Raw genomic sequence first — 21,642 nt, 5'->3', positions numbered from 1 at the left:
GGTTTATCCTCTTTCGTTACCGCCGACACGGGGCGGGTTACAAAACAGCACCGCCAGCATTGCTGGCGGTGTGGAATCAGGCAGTCAGGCGGTGTGCGTCTTGCGCGATGACCAGCTCTTCGTTAGTTGGGATAACGATAGCCGGACGGGTGCCTTCTTTGTTGATGAAGCCAGACTTGCCGAAACGCGCAGCCAGGTTACGCTCGTGATCAACGTCGAAGCCCAGAACGCCGAGTTTGCCCAGGGACAGTTCACGAACCATAGCCGCGTTCTCACCGATACCACCGGTAAAGATAACCGCGTCCAGACGACCGTCCATCAGCGCAGTGTAAGAACCGATGTATTTCGCCAGACGGTGGCAGTAAACGTCCATTGCACGTTTAGCGTCTGCTTTCTCTGCGTAGTTGTCTTCAACATAGCGGCAGTCGCTGGTGACTTCGGTCAGACCCAGCAGGCCAGACTCTTTAGTCAGCATTTTGTTGATGTCGTCAACGCTCATGCCCAGAGTGTCGTGCAGGTGGAAGATGATCGCCGGGTCGATGTCACCGGAACGGGTACCCATCACCAGACCTTCCAGCGGGGTCAGACCCATGGAGGTATCAACACATTTACCGTTGCGGATAGCAGAAACAGAACCACCGTTGCCCAGATGGCAGGTGATGATGTTCACTTCTTCAACAGGTTTGTTCAGGATTTTTGCGGCTTCCTGAGTCACAAAGAAGTGGCTGGTGCCGTGCGCGCCGTAACGACGTACGCCGTGCTCTTTGTACAGGCTGTATGGCAGGGCATAGAGGTAAGACTCTTCCGGCATGGTCTGATGGAACGCGGTGTCGAACACGGCCACGTTTTTGTCTTTCAGATTCGGGAAGGATTTCAGCGCTTCAGCGATACCGATCAGGTGCGCCGGGTTGTGCAGCGGAGCAAAAGAGGCAGAATCTTTGATGCCCTGGATAACAGATTCGTCGATCACGACGGAGCTGGTGTATTTTTCGCCGCCGTGGACGATACGGTGACCAATCGCAGTCAGCTGAGCAGACAGTTCTGGTTTTTGTGCCAGAATAGTGTTAACGATAAAGTTCAGCGCTTCACTGTGAGCGGCGCCTGCACCTAAAGCCGCTTCTTGTTTGCTGCCGTCCATCTTCCACTTGATACGTGCTTCAGGCAGATGGAAACATTCGGCCAAACCAGAGAGGTACTCGTCACCGTTGAGCGCATCGATGATGGCGAATTTCAGTGAGGAGCTACCGCAGTTCAGAACCAGTACTAACTTACTCGACATGGAAGTACCTATTATTGATACGTGGCTAAAAAAACGTCAGTGAGTCTAACAGCGTAACGCATGATGACTCGGACATTTATGATTAACATCATGCCAAACGAACATTGTGGCATGATGGAAGAAATAACTATGATTTTATGCCATTTTGCACAATTTTCAGCCAATGGCATAATGTGCGATAATTTGACGAGTGAATGATTCTCGTCTATGGCCCAATCAGGCTGGCACAGGATACCCGATACGGGGTAGCGATGACAAAATATTTTGAACGTTGTCATAGCCTGTTGTGGTTTTGCACAAAAATTTTAATTTTTATACGTGAAGTTGAGGTACAGCCATGTCGACACCCGAAACCCCTACCGTGAATTTCTTCAGTCTGTTTCGTCGGGGACAGCATTACGCAAAGACGTGGCCGATGGAAAAGCGCCTTGCGCCAATGTTTATTGAGAATCGCACCATCCGCGCCACGCGCTACGCGATTCGCTTTATGCCCCCTGTCGCCATTTTTACCCTGTGCTGGCAAATAGCGTTAGGCGGACAGCTTGGCCCGGCCGTGGCGACAGCACTCTTTGCATTAAGCCTGCCGATGCAGGGGCTGTGGTGGTTAGGAAAACGGTCCATCACGCCACTGCCACCTTCTATTTTACACTGGTTTTATGAAGTCCGTGGAAAACTGGAGGAGGCCGGGCAGGCGCTTGCTCCGGTTGAAGGCAAGCCTGATTACCAGGCGCTGGCGGACACGTTAAAGCGCGCTTTTAAGCAGTTGGATAAAACATTCCTCGATGACTTGTGATTGATCATCGAAACGACCAACAAAAAAAGGCACAGTAACAAACCGTTACCGTGTCTTTTTTTTACAGTGCAATGCGCTACAGGAGTCGAAAGATGGAAATGACCCATGCTCAACGTCTGATTTTGTCTAACCAGTACAAAATGATGACAATGCTTGATCCCGATAACGCTGCGCGCTACAGCCGCCTGCAGACTATCGTCGAACGGGGGTTTGGTTTGCAAATGCGCGAACTGGACCGCGAGTTTGGTGAGCTGAAAGAAGAAACCTGCCGCATCGTGATCGACATTATGGAGATGTACCACGCCCTGCATGTTTCCTGGACTAATCTCAAAGATCAGCAGTCCATTGACGAGCGCCGTGTCACCTTCTTAGGCTTTGATGCAGCGACGGAAGCGCGTTATCTGAGCTATGTCCGCTTTATGGTGAATACCGAAGGGCGTTATACCCACTTCGATGCGGGTACCCACGGCTTTAACGCGCAGACCCCAATGTGGGATAAATACCAGCGCATGCTGAGCGCGTGGCACGCCTGCCCGCGTCAGTACCATTTAAGCAGCAACGAAATTCAACAAATCATTAATGCCTGACGGAGGTGCGTGTGCAGTGTAGAGGTTTTCTGTTTGATCTGGACGGTACGCTGGTGGATTCGCTGCCGGTTGTGGAGCGTTCATGGTGCCATTGGGCTGACAGACAGGGTATCGACCATCAGGACGTACTGAATTTCATCCATGGCAAGCAGGCCATAACCTCGTTGCGGCACTTCTTAGCGGGGCGTTCTGAGGAGGAGATTCAGGCGGAGTTCAAATACCTGGAGCAGATTGAGGCCACCGATACGGAGGGTATCACTGCACTGCCTGGCGCACGCGAACTGCTTGAACATCTTAACGAAGCGCAGATCCCGTGGGCTATCGTCACGTCCGGCTCTGTTCCGGTCGCGCATGCCCGTCACAAAGCGGCCGGTTTACCGAAGCCCGAGGTGTTCATTACCGCTGAACGCGTTAAACGCGGCAAGCCAGAGCCGGATGCGTTTCTGCTTGGCGCTGAACTGCTGGGCCTCGCTCCCGCTGAGTGCGTGGTCGTGGAAGACGCGGCGGCCGGCGTGCTGGCCGGGCTGAACGCCGGGAGTCACGTCATTGCCGTTAACGTTCCGGCGGGGTCTCCCCGGCTGAGTGAGGCGGACTTTGTGCTGGATTCCCTGACGGCACTGGCGGTGTCTAAGGCGCCCGATGGCGTTGTAACCGTCTCGCTAAAAATGTAATCCCATGATTTAGCCCCACGTTGCTGGGGCTTTTTTATGGCAAAATTCCTCATCTTCCACTGACAAGGATAGGTTGTGAACGGTGAACTGATTTGGGTCCTGAGCCTGCTTTTAATCGCCATTATTCTCTTCGCCACAGGCAAGGTGCGCATGGATGCCGTTGCCCTGTTTGTCATCGTCGCGTTTGTGCTGAGCGGCACGCTTACGCTACCGGAAGCTTTCTCCGGGTTCAGCGATCCTAACGTTATCCTGATTGCCGCCCTGTTTATTATTGGCGACGGCCTGGTGCGCACCGGTGTGGCGACCATCATGGGCGCGTGGCTGGTTAAAGTGGCCGGCAGCAGTGAAACCAAAATGCTGATCTATCTGATGCTGACGGTTGCCGGGCTGGGGGCGTTTATGAGCTCAACGGGCGTGGTCGCTATTTTTATCCCGGTGGTACTGAGCGTCTCCATGCGGATGCAAAGCTCGCCGTCGCGACTGATGATGCCTCTGAGTTTTGCCGGTTTGATAAGCGGTATGATGACGCTGGTGGCGACGCCGCCGAACCTGGTCGTAAACAGTGAGCTGCTGCGGGAAGGTTTTCAGGGCTTCAGCTTTTTCAGCGTCACCCCGTTGGGTCTGGTGATTCTGGCGATGGGCGTGGTCTATATGCTGCTGACCCGTTTTGCCCTGAAAGGCGAGAACCAGGACAAAAACAAAGACGGGTGGAAGCGGCGCACTTTCCGCGATCTCATCAAAGAGTACCGCCTCACCGGGCGGGCACGGCGTCTGGCCATTCGCCCCGGCTCGCCGATGGTCGGCCAGCGTCTTGACGACCTGAAACTGCGCGAGCGCTATGGGGCGAACGTGATCGGCGTGGAACGCTGGCGCCGTTTTCGCCGGGTGATCGTCAACGTCAATGGCGTATCGGAATTTCGGGCGCGTGACGTCCTGCTGATCGATATGTCCACTGCGGATGTGGATTTGCGCGAGTTCTGCAGCGAACAACTGCTGGAGCCAATGGTGCTGCGCGGGGAGTATTTCTCCGATCAGGCGCTGGATGTCGGTATGGCTGAAGTCTCGCTGATCCCCGAGTCCGAACTGTTGGGCAAAACCGTGCGCGAAATGGGGTTCCGCACCCGGTATGGCCTGAACGTCGTGGGGCTGAAGCGCGACGGCGTGGCGATGGAAGGGGCCGTCGTGGATGAACCGATCCTACTGGGGGATATCTTCCTTGTGGTGGGAAACTGGAAGTTGATTAGCCAACTCGGGCAAAAAGGGCGTGATTTTGTGGTGCTCAACATGCCGGTTGAGGAGAGCGATGCGTCTCCGGCGCACAGCCAGGCGCCGCACGCGATTTTTTGTCTGGTGCTGATGGTCGCGCTGATGCTGACCGATGAAATTCCAAACCCCATAGCCGCCATCATTGCCTGTCTGCTGATGGGGAAATTCCGCTGTATCGACGCCGAGAGCGCTTATAAAGCCATCCACTGGCCGAGCATCATTCTTATCGTGGGGATGATGCCTTTTGCCCTCGCGCTGCAAAAAACCGGCGGGGTAGATTTAATCGTTAAAGGGCTCATGGACATGGGCGGCGGGTACGGACCGTATTTGATGATGGTGTGCCTGTTCATTATGTGCGCCACGATCGGGTTGTTTATCTCCAATACCGCCACGGCGGTGCTGATGGCACCCATTGCGCTGGCGATGGCGAAATCCATGGGCGTGTCACCCTACCCGTTTGCGATGATGGTGGCGATGGCGGCTTCCGCGGCATTTATGACGCCGGTTTCATCCCCGGTCAATACGCTGGTGCTGGGGCCAGGAAATTATAAATTCAGTGATTTTGTAAAGATTGGCGTGCCATTCACCGTGCTGGTGATGGTGGTGTGCGTGGTGTTAATTCCGGTTTTATTCCCGTTTTAGCGTGAGCGCAGAAACGTAGGCCGGGTAAGGCGAAGCCGCCACCCGGCTAAAATTACAACGGTGAATCCTGGCTAATCTCATCCAGCGATAAATGGAAGCTCGGCACAAATACCTGCATAAAATAATCCATCTCGTCGCTGCGGCGGGATGCCAGGGTTTTTTCCAGACGCGTTTTCGCCAGTAAAAACTCGTTATTGCCCGCAGACAACTCTTCAAGACACTTCAGATAGGCGCACAGCGCGTCGGCCTGTTTGACCAGCGACTTTTCATCTTCCGTATACTGATGCTCGTCGATGAGCGGTTCAAAGATATCGCGCAGCTCCTCGGGCACCATGTCGATCAACTTCTGTTGGGCGATTTTCTCAATGGCCTTATATTCCTGCGCAATCTGTGAGTTGAAATATTTCACCGGCGTCGGCAGATCCCCGGTTAACACTTCTGACGCGTCGTGGTACATCGCCAGCAATGCGATGCGCTCGGCATTCACCTGCCCGTTAAATTTGCGGTTTTTAATGGCGGCCAGCGCGTGCGCGACCATGGCAACCTGAAGACTGTGCTCTGATACGTTCTCTGTGCGCACGTTGCGCATCAGCGGCCAGCGGTTGATGAGTTTCAGGCGGGAGAGGTGGGCAAAGAAATGACTCTGACTCATAGGTTACCTTTTGTCTTCACTGCGACAGGACTTCATTGTGCGGGGAGGGGAGGCAAGATGCAAATTTGCGGATTTTGTAGGCCGGGTAAGCGCAGCGCTACCCGGCAGAATGGCTACGTTACTGATGATAACCTGAGAGGAATCGCCCGAAGCGGCTGATAGCCATTTCGAGATCGTCCTCGCGCGGCAGCGTCACGATACGCACATGGTCCGGCCACGGCCAGTTAAATGCCGTCCCCTGAACCAGCAGCACTTTTTCCTGCAACAGGAAATCGAGCACCATCTTCTGATCGTCGTGAATATTGAAGCGCTTCGCGTCGATTTTCGGGAACATATAGAGCGCCCCATTTGGCTTCACGCAGGAGACGCCCGGGATATCGTTGATCAGCTCCCACGCGCGGTTACGCTGTTCGTACAGGCGGCCTCCAGGGACGATAAACTCGCTGATGCTCTGATAGCCACCGAGCGCGGTCTGGATTGCATGTTGTGCCGGCACGTTGGCGCAAAGACGCATAGACGCCAGCATTTCCAGCCCTTCAATATAGCCTTTGGCGTGCTTTTTCGGGCCGTTGAGTACCATCCAGCCCTGGCGGAAACCGGCCACGCGGTAGGTTTTAGACAGGCCGTTAAAGGTAACGGTCAACAGGTCCGGGGCCAGCGCGGCAATGGAGTGGTGTTGCGCCGCGTCATAGAGGATCTTGTCGTAAATTTCGTCGGCAAAAATGATCAGGTTGTGCTGGCGGGCGATCTCAACGATCTCCATCAACAGCTCTTTTGAGTAGACCGCGCCCGTCGGGTTGTTCGGGTTGATAATTACGATGCCGCGCGTGCGAGGGGTAATCTTCGCGCGAATATCATCCAGATCCGGGAACCAGTCAGAGGATTCGTCGCAAAGATAATGGACAGCTTTACCGCTGGACAGTGATACGGCAGCCGTCCACAGCGGATAGTCTGGCGCGGGAACCAGCATTTCGTCACCGCTGTTCAGCAGCGCCTGCATGGCCTGGACGATCAGTTCAGATACACCGTTGCCAATGTAGATATCTTCTACGGTAACGTCACGCATGCCGCGAGCCTGGTAGTGCTGCATAATGGCTTTACGTGCGGAATAAAGTCCTTTTGAGTCGCAATAGCCTTGCGCTGTGGGCAGGTTGCGGATCACATCAACCAGAATCTCATCCGGCGCTTCAAAACCAAATGGCGCAGGGTTACCAATGTTGAGCTTCAGAACCTTATTGCCTTCTTCCTCAAGGCGTTTTGCCTCTTTCAGAACCGGGCCACGGATGTCATAACAGACGTTATCTAGCTTGCTGGATTTTTCGATAGGGGACATGAACCTTTAACCTTTTCGCTATTATTGCCACTCCCTGCCGTGGAAGTCAGCACGGAATAATGTACTCCCCCCACGCTTCGTTTTGAAGGGTGTGCAGTAGAAGATTTTGTGCATGTTGTGAAATTCTGGTGAATCTTTTTTGCTGTTTATTGACGCTTTTACTGTTGTAACGTAAGGTCAAATGCGCTGGTTAAGGGTGATTGTGCTGAAAATCATTGTAAAAAATGGATATTATCCCGGTGTAAAATAAATGACCCGTAGAGGAGAGACAGAAGTCACTCTGCGTGACTTTTCGTAAAACCTGAGTGTTGAAAAAATCTTGCAGTAATAGCCTGCAGCGGCTAAAAGTTACTCATGTGAAAATAATGTTAAGTGTTATTAATGAATGACCTTAATCGAAATTAAAATTTATTTATTATTAACCAACAAAATGCAACTTTAGTTAATTTTAATAAAATTAGTTGAGAAGCTTAACAAAGCGCTTTACTCCTTAATATTGCAATAAGACTTATAAATAAAGTGGATTTGGGTTAAGATGTCTTTAGGTAAAGCAGATGAAAGATACCCAAATGTTGTATATCTGAAACTGGTTTTCCGATTTAATTGATTGTTATTGTTAGAGTTATCTCTGGCTGGAATGTGTAAAACATCTCCTGCTACGTTGACAGCGCTGCGATAAAGATGGCAGAAAAGGTGTCACGCCTTTAATGTAATTTACATAAACCTGCGAACATCTAAATATCCTGAACGTTTAAGAGAATAAAAATATCGTCATGAAACGTGCTTTCTGACTGTTGATATAAAGCAGCACAATAACTATCTGTCAGGCAGTCTGCCGGGCCGGGATGCGAGGGAAAATCTTCAGAGGGAATTGCTTAACTGTTACACACACAGCTTCAACCCGGGCAGCTCCGCACGAGCAACCTGAAAGTGAATAGATATGATAAATGCAAATCGTCCGATAATGAATCTCGACCTCGATCTGCTGAGAACGTTTGTTGCGGTCGCCGATCTCAACACTTTTGCAGCAGCTGCTGCCGCCGTCTGCCGAACTCAGTCCGCCGTTAGCCAGCAAATGCAGCGGCTGGAGCAACTGGTCGGTAAAGAGCTTTTTGCCCGTCACGGACGCAATAAGCTCTTAACGGAACACGGTATTCAGCTACTGGGTTATGCCAGGAAAATTCTTCGCTTTAATGATGAAGCATGTATGTCACTTATGTTTAGCAACCTTCAGGGGGTGTTAACCTTAGGGGCATCTGATGAGTCAGCGGATACGATATTACCGTTTCTTCTCAACCGAATTAGTTCGGTTTATCCGAAACTTGCGCTGGATGTGAGCGTCAAGCGCAATGCTTTTATGGTTGAGATGTTAAATGAGAATAAGGTCGATCTGGTGGTCACCACGCATCGTCCCGGGCAGTTTGATTGCCTGACGTTGCGCAGATCGCCGACGCACTGGTATTGCGCGGCTGAATATGTGTTGCAAAAAGGGGAGCCCGTTCCACTGGTTTTACTGGACGATCCGAGCCCTTTCCGCGATATGGTGCTGACGGCATTAAATGAAGCCAATATTCCATGGCGTCTGGCGTATGTAGCGTCCACGCTGCCTGCGGTGCGTGCCGCCGTCAAAGCAGGACTTGGCGTAACGGCCCGTCCGGTGGAGATGATGAGCCCTGACCTGCGCGTTCTCGGTAAATCTGATGGTCTTCCTGCGCTGCCAGATACTGAGTATCTGCTTTGCCATAATGCGTCCAGTCATAACGAGCTGGCGAAAGTGGTGTTCGAGGCGATGGAAAACTACCATAACCCGTGGCAGTACGAGCATGTTACCTCCGAAGGAGGGGATGATTCCCTGATCGTTGAAGGTGACTTTGAGTGATCAAACGCTCAAAATTCTGGTAACAAAATGTAAGTGTAAAAAAAAGCCACTCGTGTCGTTTTCGCACGCAGTGGCTTTTTTTTGTCAATATTATCCCTGTTTGACGAAGGGGCTTCATAAATAGGGTCTATTTATCAATGTCATAAATGCTTTTGCTTAAATTCTGTTCGTTTTCAGTTCTAACTTCATCCATAACCTAACGATGTTAAAAAAACAGCAAATATGTTGCTGGTTTTTTGGTTGAATTAACAAAAGCGTGTCTCAGATCAAGAAAATACTCCTATTTGGGGGGAGGAATCGTTGGCAAATCCTGTCAAAATAGGAGGGTTATTTTTTTTACTTCCAAAACGGACACGATTCAACAACCTGCATTTGACGGAAAGTCATGTACCCACCAGGGTTAAAGGGCACCAAATGTTAATGAGAATCGCTCGATGTAATTTAATGTGAAGAAACCTTTGTTAAAGTTGACAAAAGGTTATAGAAAGGAGTAAAAAACCCCATCATTTTGCTGTCTACGTCTCATTTCAGACAGTTAGTGTAAGGTTATTTGTTCCTCCCCATGAATCGATGTGATGCCTATCTGCCAGCAAGAGCAGTGTCGTCGGTATCACTTTTGATGAGTAAGCAATGAGTATGTCAACATCCACAGAAGTCATCGCTCATCACTGGGCATTCGCAATCTTTCTTATTGTAGCCATTGGCCTGTGCTGCCTGATGTTAGTCGGCGGCTGGTTCCTGGGCGGTCGCGCCCGTGCAAGGCACAAAAACACACCTTTCGAATCAGGTATTGATTCAGTAGGTTCCGCTCGCTTACGCCTGTCTGCCAAGTTCTATCTGGTAGCGATGTTCTTCGTCATCTTCGACGTGGAAGCGCTCTACCTGTTCGCATGGTCGACCTCCATCCGCGAAAGTGGTTGGGTGGGCTTTGTCGAGGCCGCAATTTTCATTTTAGTGTTACTGGCCGGTCTGGTTTATCTGGTGCGTATTGGCGCGCTTGACTGGACGCCTGCGCGTTCACGTCGTGAACACATCAACCCGGAAAACAGTATCTCTAATCGTCAGCAGTAACAGCGAGGCAATAAGATGGATTATACGCTCACCCGCATAGATCCTAACGGTGAGAATGACCGTTACCCCCTGCAAAAACAGGAGATCGTAACCGACCCCCTGGAGCAAGAAGTCAACAAAAGCGTGTACATGGGCAAACTCGAACATGCCATGCACGATATGGTCAACTGGGGTCGTAAGAACTCTATCTGGCCCTACAACTTTGGCCTTTCTTGCTGCTACGTTGAAATGGTGACGTCATTCACTGCGGTGCATGACGTTGCGCGTTTTGGCGCCGAGGTACTGCGTGCATCCCCGCGTCAGGCTGACCTGATGGTGGTAGCCGGTACCTGCTTTACCAAGATGGCACCTGTTATTCAGCGTCTTTATGACCAGATGCTGGAGCCAAAATGGGTTATTTCCATGGGCGCATGTGCAAACTCTGGCGGCATGTACGACATTTATTCCGTTGTGCAGGGCGTTGATAAGTTCATTCCGGTGGATGTTTACATCCCGGGCTGCCCGCCGCGTCCAGAAGCCTATATGCAGGCGCTGATGCTGCTGCAGGAGTCTATCGGTAAAGAGCGTCGTCCGCTTTCATGGGTTGTTGGCGATCAGGGTGTCTACCGCGCGAACATGCAATCTGAGCGCGAGCGTAAACGTGGTGAACGTATTGCCGTCACCAACCTGCGTACGCCTGACGAAATTTAATTTGCGCCTGTGGGCCTGGAGAACACCTTCGCATATCACTACTCAAATAGCGCGAAGCCAGGCTTAACAGTCACCACGGACCATTTGCAATGGTGAACAATATGACCGACTTAACCGCGCAAGAAGCCGCATGGCAGACCCGGGATCACCTGGATGACCCCGTCATTGGCGAACTGCGCAACCGTTTTGGGCCGGATGCCTTTACCGTTCAGGCGACCCGCACCGGGGTACCCGTTGTTTGGGTGAAGCGTGAACAATTACTGGAAGTGGTCGATTTCCTCAAGAAATTGCCAAAACCTTACGTCATGCTGTTTGACTTACACGGCATGGATGAGCGTCTGCGTACTCACCGCCAGGGTCTCCCTGCAGCGGATTTTTCCGTTTTCTACCACCTGATCTCAATAGACCGCAACACGGATATCATGCTCAAGGTGGCATTGTCTGAAAACGACATGCATCTGCCGACGATCACCAAACTTTTCCCGAACGCGAACTGGTATGAGCGTGAAACCTGGGAAATGTTCGGCATGACCTTCGACGGCCACCCACATCTGACGCGCATCATGATGCCGCAGACCTGGACCGGCCACCCGCTGCGTAAAGACTACCCGGCACGTGCAACCGAATTCGATCCGTTTGAGCTGACCAAAGCCAAGCAGGATCTGGAGATGGAAGCGCTGACCTTCAAGCCGGAAGACTGGGGCATGAAGCGCGGTACCGAAAACGAGGACTTCATGTTCCTCAACCTCGGTCCGAACCACCCGTCTGCGCACGGTGCATTCCGTATTATTCTTCAGCTTGATGGCGAAGAGATTGTCGACTGCGTTCCTGACATCGGTTACCACCACCGTGGTGCTGAGAAGATGGGCGAGCGTCAGTCCTGGCACAGCTACATTCCGTATACCGACCGTATCGAGTACCTCGGCGGTTGCGTCAACGAAATGCCTTACGTGCTGGCCGTTGAGAAACTGGCGGGTATCGTTACGCCGGATCGCGTTAACGTGATTCGCGTCATGCTGTCAGAACTGTTCCGTATTAACAGTCACCTGCTGTACATCTCCACGTTCATTCAGGACGTCGGCGCGATGACCCCGGTCTTCTTCGCCTTTACCGATCGTCAGAAAATCTACGATCTGGTGGAAGCGATTACCGGTTTCCGTATGCACCCGGCCTGGTTCCGTATCGGCGGTGTGGCACACGATCTGCCGCGCGGCTGGGATCGTCTGCTGCGTGAATTCCTTGACTGGATGCCAAAACGTCTGGCCTCTTACGAGAAAGCCGCACTGCGCAACACCATCCTGAAAGGCCGTTCCCAGGGCGTTGCTGCCTACGGCGCAAAAGAAGCGCTGGAGTGGGGGACGACAGGTGCAGGTCTGCGTGCGACCGGTATTGATTTCGACGTGCGTAAAGCCCGTCCTTACTCTGGCTATGAGAACTTCGACTTTGAAGTCCCGGTGGGCGGCGGTGTTTCCGACTGCTACACCCGCGTGATGCTGAAAGTGGAAGAACTGCGCCAGAGTCTGCGCATCCTTGAGCAGTGCCTCAACAATATGCCGGAAGGCCCGTTCAAAGCGGATCACCCGCTGACCACGCCGCCACCGAAAGAGCGCACGCTGCAACATATCGAAACCCTGATCACTCACTTCCTGCAGGTTTCCTGGGGCCCGGTCATGCCGGCGCAAGAATCCTTCCAGATGATTGAAGCGACCAAGGGTATTAACAGTTACTACCTGACCAGTGATGGCAGCACCATGAGCTACCGTACCCGCGTGCGTACGCCGAGCTTTGCGCACCTGCAGCAGATCCCGTCCGCCATTCGCGGCAGTCTGGTCTCCGACCTGATTGTGTATCTGGGTAGTATCGATTTTGTTATGTCAGATGTGGACCGCTAATTATGCACGAGAATCAACAACCACAAACCGAGGCTTTTGAGCTGAGTGACGCAGAGCGTGCCGCCATTGAGCACGAGATGCACCACTACGAAGACCCGCGTGCGGCGTCCATTGAAGCGCTGAAAATCGTACAGAAACAGCGTGGTTGGGTGCCGGATGGGGCGATCTACGCGATCGCAAAAGTGCTGGGTATTCCGGCCAGTGACGTAGAAGGCGTAGCCACGTTCTACAGCCAGATCTTCCGTCAGCCGGTGGGCCGCCATGTGATCCGCTACTGTGACAGCGTGGTCTGCCACATTACCGGTTATCAGGGCATTCAGGCTGCCATTGAGAAGAAACTCAATATCAAGCCGGGCCAGACCACGTTCGATGGGCGCTTTACTCTGCTGCCAACCTGCTGCCTGGGTAACTGCGACAAGGGGCCGACCATGATGATTGATGAGGATACTCACAGCCATCTGACGCCGGAAGCGATTCCTGACCTGCTGGAGCAGTACAAATGAAAACTGTAATTCGTACTGCTGAGACGCATCCGCTGACCTGGCGTCTGCGTGATGACAAACAGCCGGTATGGCTTGACGAATACCAGAGCAAAAACGGCTATGCCGGTGCGCGTAAAGCCCTTAGCGGCATGGCGCCGGACGACATCGTTAACGCGGTGAAAGACTCCGGCCTGAAAGGTCGCGGCGGTGCGGGCTTCTCCACCGGTCTGAAGTGGAGCCTGATGCCGAAAGACGAATCCATGAACATCCGTTACCTGCTGTGTAACGCTGATGAAATGGAGCCGGGCACCTATAAAGACCGCCTGCTGATGGAACAGCTGCCGCACCTGCTGGTGGAAGGCATGCTGATCTCCGCGTTTGCGCTGAAAGCCTACCGTGGCTACATCTTCCTGCGCGGTGAGTACATCGAAGCGGCGGAAAACCTGCGTCGCGCGATTGCCGAAGCCACCGAAGCCGGCCTGCTGGGTAAAAACATCCTGGGCACTGGCTTTGACTTTGAACTGTTCGTGCACACCGGTGCAGGGCGTTATATCTGCGGTGAAGAAACCGCGCTGATTAACTCCCTGGAAGGCCGCCGCGCGAACCCGCGTTCCAAGCCACCGTTCCCGGCAAGCTCCGGCGTATGGGGTAAACCGACCTGCGTCAATAACGTTGAAACCCTGTGTAACGTTCCGGCTATCCTCGCCAACGGCGTGGAGTGGTATCAGGGCATCTCTTCAAGTAAGGATGCCGGTACCAAGCTGATGGGCTTCTCCGGTCGCGTGAAAAACCCGGGTGTCTGGGAACTGCCGTTCGGTACCACCGCACGCGAAATTCTTGAAGACTACGCGGGCGGCATGCGTGATGGCCTGAAATTCAAAGCCTGGCAGCCAGGTGGGGCAGGGACAGACTTCCTGACCGAAGCCCACCTTGACCTGCCAATGGAATTCGAAAGCATTGGTAAAGCAGGCAGCCGTCTGGGTACGGCGCTGGCGATGGCCGTCGACCACGAGATCGGCATGGTTTCGCTGGTGCGTAACCTGGAAGAGTTCTTTGCCCGCGAGTCCTGCGGCTGGTGTACACCTTGCCGTGACGGACTGCCGTGGAGCGTGAAGATCCTGCGTGCTATCGAACGCGGCGAAGGTCAGCCGGGCGATATCGAGACACTTGAGCAACTGTGTCGATTCCTTGGCCCTGGTAAAACCTTCTGTGCCCACGCGCCGGGTGCCGTCGAGCCGCTGCAGAGCGCGATTAAATATTTCCGCGACGAATTCGAAGCAGGCATCAAGCAGCCGTTCAGCAATACCCATTCTATCAATGGGATTCAGCCGAACCTGCTGAAAGCACGCTGGTAAAGACAGAATTTTGATTAACGCTCGGTTACGACCGAGCCAACTGGAAGCATGCTAATGGCTACGATTCATGTAGACGGCAAAGAATACGAAGTCAACGGGGCGGACAACCTTCTGGAAGCTTGTCTGTCTCTTGGCCTCGATATTCCGTACTTTTGCTGGCATCCGGCGCTGGGCAGCGTCGGTGCTTGCCGCCAGTGTGCGGTGAAGCAATATCAAAACGCGGAAGACACGCGTGGTCGCCTGGTGATGTCCTGTATGACGCCAGCCACCGAAGGCACCTTTATTTCGATTGATGACGAAGAAGCCAAACAGTTCCGCGAAAGCGTGGTGGAGTGGTTGATGACCAACCACCCGCACGACTGTCCGGTCTGTGAAGAGGGCGGTAACTGCCACCTTCAGGATATGACCGTAATGACCGGTCACAGCTTCCGTCGCTATCGCTTTACTAAACGTACCCACCGTAACCAGGATCTGGGGCCGTTCATCTCTCACGAAATGAACCGCTGCATCGCCTGCTACCGCTGCGTGCGTTACTACAAAGACTACGCAGACGGTCAGGATCTGGGCGTGTATGGCGCGCATGACAACGTCTACTTCGGTCGCCCGGAAGACGGAACGCTGGAAAGCGAGTTCTCCGGTAACCTGGTAGAAATCTGCCCGACCGGCGTATTCACGGATAAAACCCACTCCGAGCGTTACAACCGTAAATGGGACATGCAGTTTGCGCCTAGCATCTGCCAGCAGTGTTCCCTCGGCTGTAACACCAGCCCGGGTGAGCGTTACGGCGAACTGCGTCGTATCGAAAACCGTTACAACGGTACCGTTAACCACTACTTCCTGTGCGACCGCGGTCGTTTCGGCTATGGCTATGTGAACCTGAAAGACCGTCCGCGTCAGCCGGTTCAGCGCCGTGGTGACGACTTCATTACCCTGAACGCTGAGCAGGCGATGCAGGGCGCGGCAGATATTCTGCGTCAGTCGAAGAAAGTGATCGGTATCGGTTCCCCGCGCGCCAGCATCGAAAGCAACTTCGCGCTGCGTGAGCTGGTTGGGGCTGAGAACTTCTATACCGGCATCGCCGAGGGCGAGCAGGAACGTCTCCAGCTGGTTCTGAAAGTGCTGCGTGAAGGCGGTATTCATACCCCTGCGCTGCGCGAAATTGAATCCTACGATGCGGTTCTGGTGCTGGGTGAAGACTTGACTCAGACCGGCGCACGCGCGGCTCTGGCGGTTCGTCAGGCGGTGAAAGGGAAAGCACGTGAAATGGCTGCGGCGCAGAAAGTGGCTGACTGGCAGATTGCGGCGATCCTGAACATCGGTCAGCGTGCGAAGCATCCTCTGTTTGTGACCAACGTCGACAACACCCGTCTGGACGATATCGCTGCGTGGACCTACTGCGCGCCGGTTGAAGATCAGGCACGCCTTGGCTTTGCCATCGCCCACGCGCTGGACAACAACTCTCCTGCCGTTGAACTGGATCGCGATCTGCAAAACAAGGTTGACGTGATTGTTCAGGCTTTGGCAGGTGCGAAGAAACCGCTGATTATTTCCGGTACCAACGCCGGTAGCGCGGAGATCATTCAGGCGGCAGCTAACGTGGCTAAAGCGCTGAAAGGCCGTGGTGCAGATGTTGGTGTGACCATGATTGCCCGTGCGGTGAACAGCATCGGTCTGGGTATGATTGGCGGCGGCTCGCTGGAAGCGGCGTTAAGCGAACTGGAGTCTGGTTCTGCGGATGCCGTTGTGGTGCTGGAAAATGACCTGCATCGCCATGCTTCTGCCGCTCGCGTTGACGCCGCGCTCTCCAAAGCGCCGCTGGTCATGGTCATCGACCATCAGCGCACCGCGATCATGGACAAAGCACACCTGGTGCTCTCTGCGGCAAGCTTCGCAGAAAGTGACGGTACCGTTATCAACAACGAAGGTCGCGCACAGCGTTTCTTCCAGGTCTATGATCCGGCGTACTACGACAGCAACACCGTGATGCTGGAAAGCTGGCGCTGGCTGCACTCCCTGCACAGCACCGTACAGAGCCGTGAAGTGGACTGGACGCAGCTTGACCACGTTATCGACGCGGTGGTGGAAAAACTGCCTCAGCTGGCGGGCATTAAAGATGCAGCCCCTGAAGCAAGCTTCCGTATTCGCGGCCAGAAACTGGCACGTGAACCGCACCGCTACAGTGGCCGTACCGCAATGCGTGCCAACATCAGCGTACACGAACCGCGTCAGCCGCAGGATAAAGACACCATGTTCGCCTTCTCAATGGAAGGGAACAACCAGCCGTCTGCGCCGCGTTCGCAAATCCCGTTCGCATGGGCTCCGGGCTGGAACTCCCCGCAGGCGTGGAACAAGTTCCAGGCTGAAGTGGGCGGTTCCCTGCGCCACGGCGATCCGGGCGTGCGTCTGATTGAAGCGTCTGAAACCGGTCTGGATTTCTTCACGACCGTGCCAGCAAGCTTCCAGGCCCAGGACGGTAGCTGGCGTATTGCGCCGTACTACCATCTGTTCGGTAGCGACGAGCTGTCCCAGCGTTCACCTGTCTTCCAGACCCGTATGCCGCAGCCGTACATCAAGCTCAACCCGGCGGATGCCGCAAAGCTTGGCGTTAACGCGGGTGCGAATATTGCCTTTAGCTATGACGGCCAGACCATCAGCCTGCCGCTGATTATCTCTGAAAGTCTGACAGCAGGGCAGGTGGGTCTGCCGATGGGTATGCCAGGCATCGCGCCGGTTCTGGCGGGTGCGCGTCTTGATAATCTGCAGGAGGCAAAAGCATGAGTTGGTTAACGCCGGATCTTATCGACATCCTGCTGAGCATTCTGAAAGCGATTGTTATCCTGCTGGTGGTGGTCACCTGCGGCGCGTTCATGAGCTTCGGTGAACGTCGTCTGCTCGGTCTGTTCCAGAACCGTTACGGACCGAACCGCGTGGGCTGGGGTGGTTCACTCCAGCTGGTCGCGGACATGATCAAGATGTTCTTTAAAGAGGACTGGATCCCGCGCTTCTCGGACCGCGTGATCTTTACGCTGGCGCCGATGATCGCCTTCACCTCGCTGCTGCTGGCATTTGCTATCGTTCCCGTTAGCCCGACCTGGGTGGTCGCTGACCTGAACATCGGCATTCTGTTCTTCCTGATGATGGCAGGCCTCGCGGTTTACGCGGTCCTGTTCGCAGGCTGGTCCAGTAACAACAAATACTCGCTGCTGGGTGCGATGCGTGCTTCCGCGCAGACGCTGAGCTACGAAGTGTTCCTGGGACTCTCCCTGATGGGCGTGGTGGCGCAGGCCGGTTCATTCAACATGACCGACATCGTCAACAACCAGGCTGACATCTGGAACGTTATCCCGCAGTTCTTTGGTTTTATTACCTTTGCTATCGCGGGCGTGGCAGTGTGTCACCGTCACCCGTTTGACCAGCCAGAAGCCGAACAGGAACTGGCCGACGGTTACCACATCGAATATTCCGGTATGAAGTTCGGTCTGTTCTTCGTGGGCGAGTACATCGGTATCGTCACCATTTCCGCGTTGATGGTAACGCTGTTCTTTGGTGGCTGGCATGGCCCGTTCTTACCGCCGTTCATCTGGTTCGCGCTGAAAACCGCGTTCTTCATGATGATGTTCATTTTGATTCGCGCAGCGTTACCGCGTCCACGTTATGACCAGGTAATGTCCTTCGGCTGGAAAGTGTGCCTGCCGCTGACGCTCGTCAACTTGTTGGTAACGGCAGCTGTCATTCTCTGGCAGCAGCCATAAGGGGCTATAGACCATGACCTTAAAAGAATTACTGGTAGGCTTCGGTACCCAGGTACGCAGTATCTGGATGATCGGCCTGCACGCGTTTGCCAAACGCGAAACCCGAATGTACCCGGAAGAGCCGGTATATCTGCCGCCGCGCTACCGTGGTCGTATTGTGCTGACGCGCGACCCGGACGGTTCCGAGCGCTGCGTTGCCTGTAACCTGTGTGCGGTAGCGTGTCCGGTCGGCTGTATCTCTCTGCAGAAAGCAGAGACGGTAGATGGCCGCTGGTACCCTGAGTTCTTCCGCATCAACTTCTCACGCTGCATTTTCTGCGGTCTGTGTGAAGAAGCGTGCCCAACCACGGCGATTCAGCTGACTCCAGATTTCGAGCTGGGTGAGTACAAGCGTCAGGACCTGGTGTACGAGAAAGAGGATCTGCTGATTTCCGGTCCGGGCAAATACCCGGAATATAACTTCTACCGGATGGCGGGTATGGCAATCGACGGCAAAGATAAGGGCGAAGCAGAGAACGAAGCTAAGCCTATCGACGTCAAGAGCCTGTTACCGTAAGGAGAGGGCAATGGAATTCGCTTTTTATATCTGTGGCCTTATCGCCATCCTGGCTACGCTGCGAGTGATTACGCACACCAATCCGGTGCATGCGCTGCTGTACTTAATCATCTCGCTGCTGGCTATCTCCGGGGTGTTCTTCGCACTGGGCGCGCACTTCGCCGGTGCGCTGGAAATCATCGTCTACGCCGGGGCCATTATGGTGCTGTTCGTGTTCGTGGTGATGATGCTGAACCTGGGCGGCTCTGAAATTGAGCAGGAACGTCAGTGGTTAAAACCGCAGGTGTGGATTGGCCCGGCAATTTTGTCGGCCATCATGCTGGTTGTGATTGTTTACGCCATTCTGGGCGTGAACGATCAGGGCATCGACGGCACGCCGATCGGCGCTAAAGAGGTGGGTATCACGCTCTTTGGCCCATACGTTCTGGCGGTGGAACTGGCCTCTATGCTGCTGCTGGCAGGCCTGGTGGTTGCTTTCCACGTTGGTCGCGAAGAGCGTGCTGGCGAGGTGCTGAGCAACCGCACTGACGACCGCGCGAAAAGAAAAACGGAGGAGCGCGCATGATCCCCTTAACACATGGACTGATCCTCGCTGCGATTTTATTCGTTCTGGGTCTGACCGGTCTGGTTATCCGCCGCAATCTGCTGTTTATGCTGATCGGTCTGGAAATCATGATTAACGCCTCCGCGCTGGCCTTCGTGGTCGCCGGAAGCTACTGGGGCCAGACCGATGGTCAGGTGATGTACATTCTCGCCATCAGCCTCGCGGCTGCTGAAGCGAGTATTGGCCTGGCGCTGTTGCTGCAGCTCCATCGTCGCCGCCAGAATCTGAACATCGATTCAGTAAGTGAGTTGCGTGGATGAACATGCTTGCCTTAACCATTATTTTTCCGCTGATTGGCTTCGTGCTGCTGGCGTTTTCTCGCGGCCGCTGGTCTGAGAATCTGTCTGCGACCGTGGGCATTGGCTCAATCGGTCTGGCTGCGCTGGTCACAGCGTATGCGGGGATCGACTTCTTTAACAACGGACGTCAGCCTTTCAGCGTGCCGCTGTGGACCTGGATGTCGGTCGGTGATTTCAACATTGGCTTCAACCTGGTGCTGGACGGCCTCTCGCTGACCATGCTCTCCGTGGTCACCGGCGTTGGCTTCCTGATCCACATGTTCGCCTCCTGGTATATGCGCGGTGAAGAGGGTTACTCCCGTTTCTTCGCCTACACCAACCTGTTTATCGCCAGCATGGTGGTTCTGGTGCTGGCCGATAACCTGCTGCTGATGTATCTGGGCTGGGAAGGCGTGGGTCTGTGTTCTTACCTGCTGATTGGCTTCTACTACACCGATCCGAAGAATGGCGCAGCGGCCATGAAAGCGTTCGTCGTGACCCGCGTGGGTGACGTCTTCCTCGCTTTCGCGCTGTTCATTCTTTACAACGAACTGGGCACGCTGAACTTCCGCGAAATGGTGGAACTGGCGCCAGCGCACTTCGCTGCAGGCAACAACATGCTGTGGTGGGCAACGCTGATGCTGCTGGGTGGCGCTGTGGGTAAATCCGCACAGCTGCCGTTGCAGACATGGCTGGCCGACGCGATGGCGGGTCCAACCCCTGTCTCCGCGCTGATCCACGCCGCGACCATGGTCACCGCCGGTGTCTACCTGATTGCGCGTACCCATGGCCTGTTCCTGATGACCCCGGAAATTCTGCATCTGGTGGGTATCGTCGGTGCGGTCACGCTGGTGCTGGCAGGCTTTGCTGCGCTGGTACAGACCGACATCAAACGCGTTCTCGCGTACTCCACCATGAGCCAGATTGGTTATATGTTCCTGGCGCTGGGCGTTCAGGCGTGGGACGCGGCCATTTTCCACCTGATGACGCACGCGTTCTTTAAAGCGCTGCTGTTCCTCTCATCCGGTTCGGTGATTCTGGCCTGCCACCACGAGCAGAACATCTTCAAGATGGGCGGACTGCGTAAGTCCATTCCGCTGGTGTATGTCTGCTTCCTGGTGGGCGGCGCGGCGCTGGCGGCACTGCCGCTGATCACCGCGGGCTTCTTCAGTAAGGACGAAATCCTTGCGGGTGCCATGGCGAATGGTCATATCAATCTTATGGTTGCGGGTCTGGTCGGTGCATTCATGACCTCCCTGTATACCTTCCGTATGATTTTCATCGTATTCCACGGTAAAGAACAAATTCACGCTCACGCAGGGAAGGGGATTACCCACCACCTGCCGCTGATTGTGCTGCTGGTACTGTCCACCTTCGTTGGCGCAATGATTGTGCCGCCGCTGCAGGGCGTACTGCCAGACACCACCGAGCTTGAGCACGGTCGCGTTCTGACGCTTGAAATCACCTCCGGTGTAGTCGCTATTGCGGGCATCCTGATTGCGGCATGGCTGTGGCTGGGCAAACGCACGCTGGTGACCGCCATTGCCAACAGCGCGCCTGGCCGTCTGCTGGGCACCTGGTGGTACAACGCGTGGGGCTTCGACTGGCTGTACGACATGATCTTCGTTAAGCCGTTCCTGGGCATCGCGTGGCTGCTGAAGCGCGACCCACTGAACAGCCTGATGAATATCCCGGCGATCCTCTCCCGCTTTGCAGGTAAAGGCCTGCTGTACAGCGAGAACGGTTACCTGCGCTGGTATGTGGCGTCCATGAGCATCGGTGCGGTTGTCGTGCTGGCGCTGCTGATGGTGTTGCGTTGATCGTTAAGTGAATTTTATTCGAATTCGTTGAAAATCAGGC

General features: G+C 54.3%; 19 protein-coding genes. 16 read left to right on the top strand and 3 right to left on the bottom strand.

Translation table 11 applies throughout. The features are described 5' to 3' along the window. Positions 1-76: 76 nt before the first annotated feature. On the bottom strand, positions 77-1,279 hold the full coding sequence (gene ackA / locus L3068_RS15775; RefSeq protein ID WP_014884643.1) for an acetate kinase: 1,203 nt from the start codon (positions 1,277-1,279) through the stop codon (positions 77-79). A 337-nt stretch (positions 1,280-1,616) separates the two neighbouring features. Between ackA and yfbV the strand changes: the two genes are divergently transcribed. The 4 genes from yfbV (at position 1,617) to L3068_RS15755 (ending at position 5,238) form a co-directional block, all read left to right on the top strand. Then, positions 1,617-2,072, top strand: a complete 456-nt coding sequence (yfbV, locus tag L3068_RS15770) for a terminus macrodomain insulation protein YfbV (protein WP_014884642.1) — start codon at positions 1,617-1,619, stop codon at positions 2,070-2,072. A gap of 92 nt (positions 2,073-2,164) precedes the next feature. Further along, positions 2,165-2,659, top strand: coding sequence for a YfbU family protein (locus L3068_RS15765; protein WP_008502874.1), 495 nt, complete (start codon positions 2,165-2,167; stop codon positions 2,657-2,659). An 11-nt stretch (positions 2,660-2,670) separates the two neighbouring features. Then, entirely contained in the window at positions 2,671-3,330 is a 660-nt protein-coding gene (locus L3068_RS15760; protein WP_014884641.1) for a sugar phosphatase, read from the top strand. A 75-nt stretch (positions 3,331-3,405) separates the two neighbouring features. Next, positions 3,406-5,238, top strand: coding sequence for an SLC13 family permease (locus L3068_RS15755; protein WP_023338572.1), 1,833 nt, complete (start codon positions 3,406-3,408; stop codon positions 5,236-5,238). Between the two features lie 52 nt (positions 5,239-5,290). Here L3068_RS15755 and yfbR read toward each other — a convergent pair whose 3' ends face one another. Beyond that, positions 5,291-5,890: a 5'-deoxynucleotidase gene (yfbR, locus tag L3068_RS15750; protein ID WP_014884639.1), complete on the bottom strand. Its 600-nt coding sequence runs from the start codon at positions 5,888-5,890 to the stop codon at positions 5,291-5,293. Positions 5,891-6,008: 118 nt separating this feature from the next. Further along, a complete protein-coding gene (gene alaA, locus L3068_RS15745; RefSeq protein ID WP_003861471.1) occupies positions 6,009-7,223 on the bottom strand; it encodes an alanine transaminase AlaA in 1,215 nt (404 codons plus the stop codon). A 940-nt stretch (positions 7,224-8,163) separates the two neighbouring features. Between alaA and lrhA the strand changes: the two genes are divergently transcribed. The 12 genes from lrhA (at position 8,164) to nuoL (ending at position 21,602) form a co-directional block, all read left to right on the top strand. Next, positions 8,164-9,102 carry a transcriptional regulator LrhA gene (lrhA, locus tag L3068_RS15740; RefSeq protein ID WP_014884638.1) on the top strand — a complete coding sequence of 313 codons (939 nt, stop codon included), beginning with the start codon at positions 8,164-8,166 and terminating at the stop codon, positions 9,100-9,102. Between the two features lie 630 nt (positions 9,103-9,732). Further along, positions 9,733-10,173: an NADH-quinone oxidoreductase subunit NuoA gene (gene nuoA, locus L3068_RS15735; RefSeq protein ID WP_014171000.1), complete on the top strand. Its 441-nt coding sequence runs from the start codon at positions 9,733-9,735 to the stop codon at positions 10,171-10,173. Between the two features lie 15 nt (positions 10,174-10,188). Beyond that, on the top strand, positions 10,189-10,863 hold the full coding sequence (gene nuoB, locus L3068_RS15730) for an NADH-quinone oxidoreductase subunit NuoB (RefSeq protein ID WP_003861482.1): 675 nt from the start codon (positions 10,189-10,191) through the stop codon (positions 10,861-10,863). 89 nt (positions 10,864-10,952) lie between these two features. Continuing rightward, on the top strand, positions 10,953-12,755 hold the full coding sequence (nuoC, locus tag L3068_RS15725) for an NADH-quinone oxidoreductase subunit C/D (RefSeq protein WP_014884637.1): 1,803 nt from the start codon (positions 10,953-10,955) through the stop codon (positions 12,753-12,755). Positions 12,756-12,757: 2 nt separating this feature from the next. Continuing rightward, positions 12,758-13,258, top strand: coding sequence for an NADH-quinone oxidoreductase subunit NuoE (nuoE, locus tag L3068_RS15720; protein WP_014884636.1), 501 nt, complete (start codon positions 12,758-12,760; stop codon positions 13,256-13,258). Next, the gene (gene nuoF, locus L3068_RS15715) at positions 13,255-14,592 is read left to right on the top strand and encodes an NADH-quinone oxidoreductase subunit NuoF (protein ID WP_117580792.1); all 1,338 of its coding nucleotides are present in this window, start codon (positions 13,255-13,257) and stop codon (positions 14,590-14,592) included. The genes nuoE and nuoF overlap by 4 nt, the downstream gene beginning before the upstream one ends. A 54-nt stretch (positions 14,593-14,646) precedes the next feature. Then, positions 14,647-17,370, top strand: a complete 2,724-nt coding sequence (nuoG, locus tag L3068_RS15710; RefSeq protein ID WP_023330966.1) for an NADH-quinone oxidoreductase subunit NuoG — start codon at positions 14,647-14,649, stop codon at positions 17,368-17,370. Then, positions 17,367-18,344: an NADH-quinone oxidoreductase subunit NuoH gene (gene nuoH / locus L3068_RS15705; RefSeq protein ID WP_008500211.1), complete on the top strand. Its 978-nt coding sequence runs from the start codon at positions 17,367-17,369 to the stop codon at positions 18,342-18,344. The genes nuoG and nuoH overlap by 4 nt, the downstream gene beginning before the upstream one ends. Before the next feature lie 13 nt (positions 18,345-18,357). Continuing rightward, positions 18,358-18,900 (top strand): NADH-quinone oxidoreductase subunit NuoI, encoded by a 543-nt coding sequence (nuoI, locus tag L3068_RS15700; RefSeq protein ID WP_003861491.1) that lies wholly within the window; start codon positions 18,358-18,360, stop codon positions 18,898-18,900. 10 nt (positions 18,901-18,910) lie between these two features. Next, complete coding sequence (gene nuoJ, locus L3068_RS15695) at positions 18,911-19,465, top strand: NADH-quinone oxidoreductase subunit J (RefSeq protein WP_008500212.1); 555 nt, start codon at positions 18,911-18,913, stop codon at positions 19,463-19,465. Further along, positions 19,462-19,764: an NADH-quinone oxidoreductase subunit NuoK gene (gene nuoK / locus L3068_RS15690; RefSeq protein WP_003861496.1), complete on the top strand. Its 303-nt coding sequence runs from the start codon at positions 19,462-19,464 to the stop codon at positions 19,762-19,764. The genes nuoJ and nuoK overlap by 4 nt, the downstream gene beginning before the upstream one ends. Continuing rightward, positions 19,761-21,602, top strand: a complete 1,842-nt coding sequence (gene nuoL / locus L3068_RS15685) for an NADH-quinone oxidoreductase subunit L (protein ID WP_047344838.1) — start codon at positions 19,761-19,763, stop codon at positions 21,600-21,602. The genes nuoK and nuoL overlap by 4 nt, the downstream gene beginning before the upstream one ends. Positions 21,603-21,642 lie beyond the last annotated feature (40 nt).

Origin of the sequence: Enterobacter cloacae complex sp. ECL414 (assembly GCF_021869685.1) — a bacterium.
GTDB classification, from domain to species: domain Bacteria; phylum Pseudomonadota; class Gammaproteobacteria; order Enterobacterales; family Enterobacteriaceae; genus Enterobacter; species Enterobacter kobei.
This window is presented reverse-complemented; position numbering and strand designations above follow the sequence as displayed.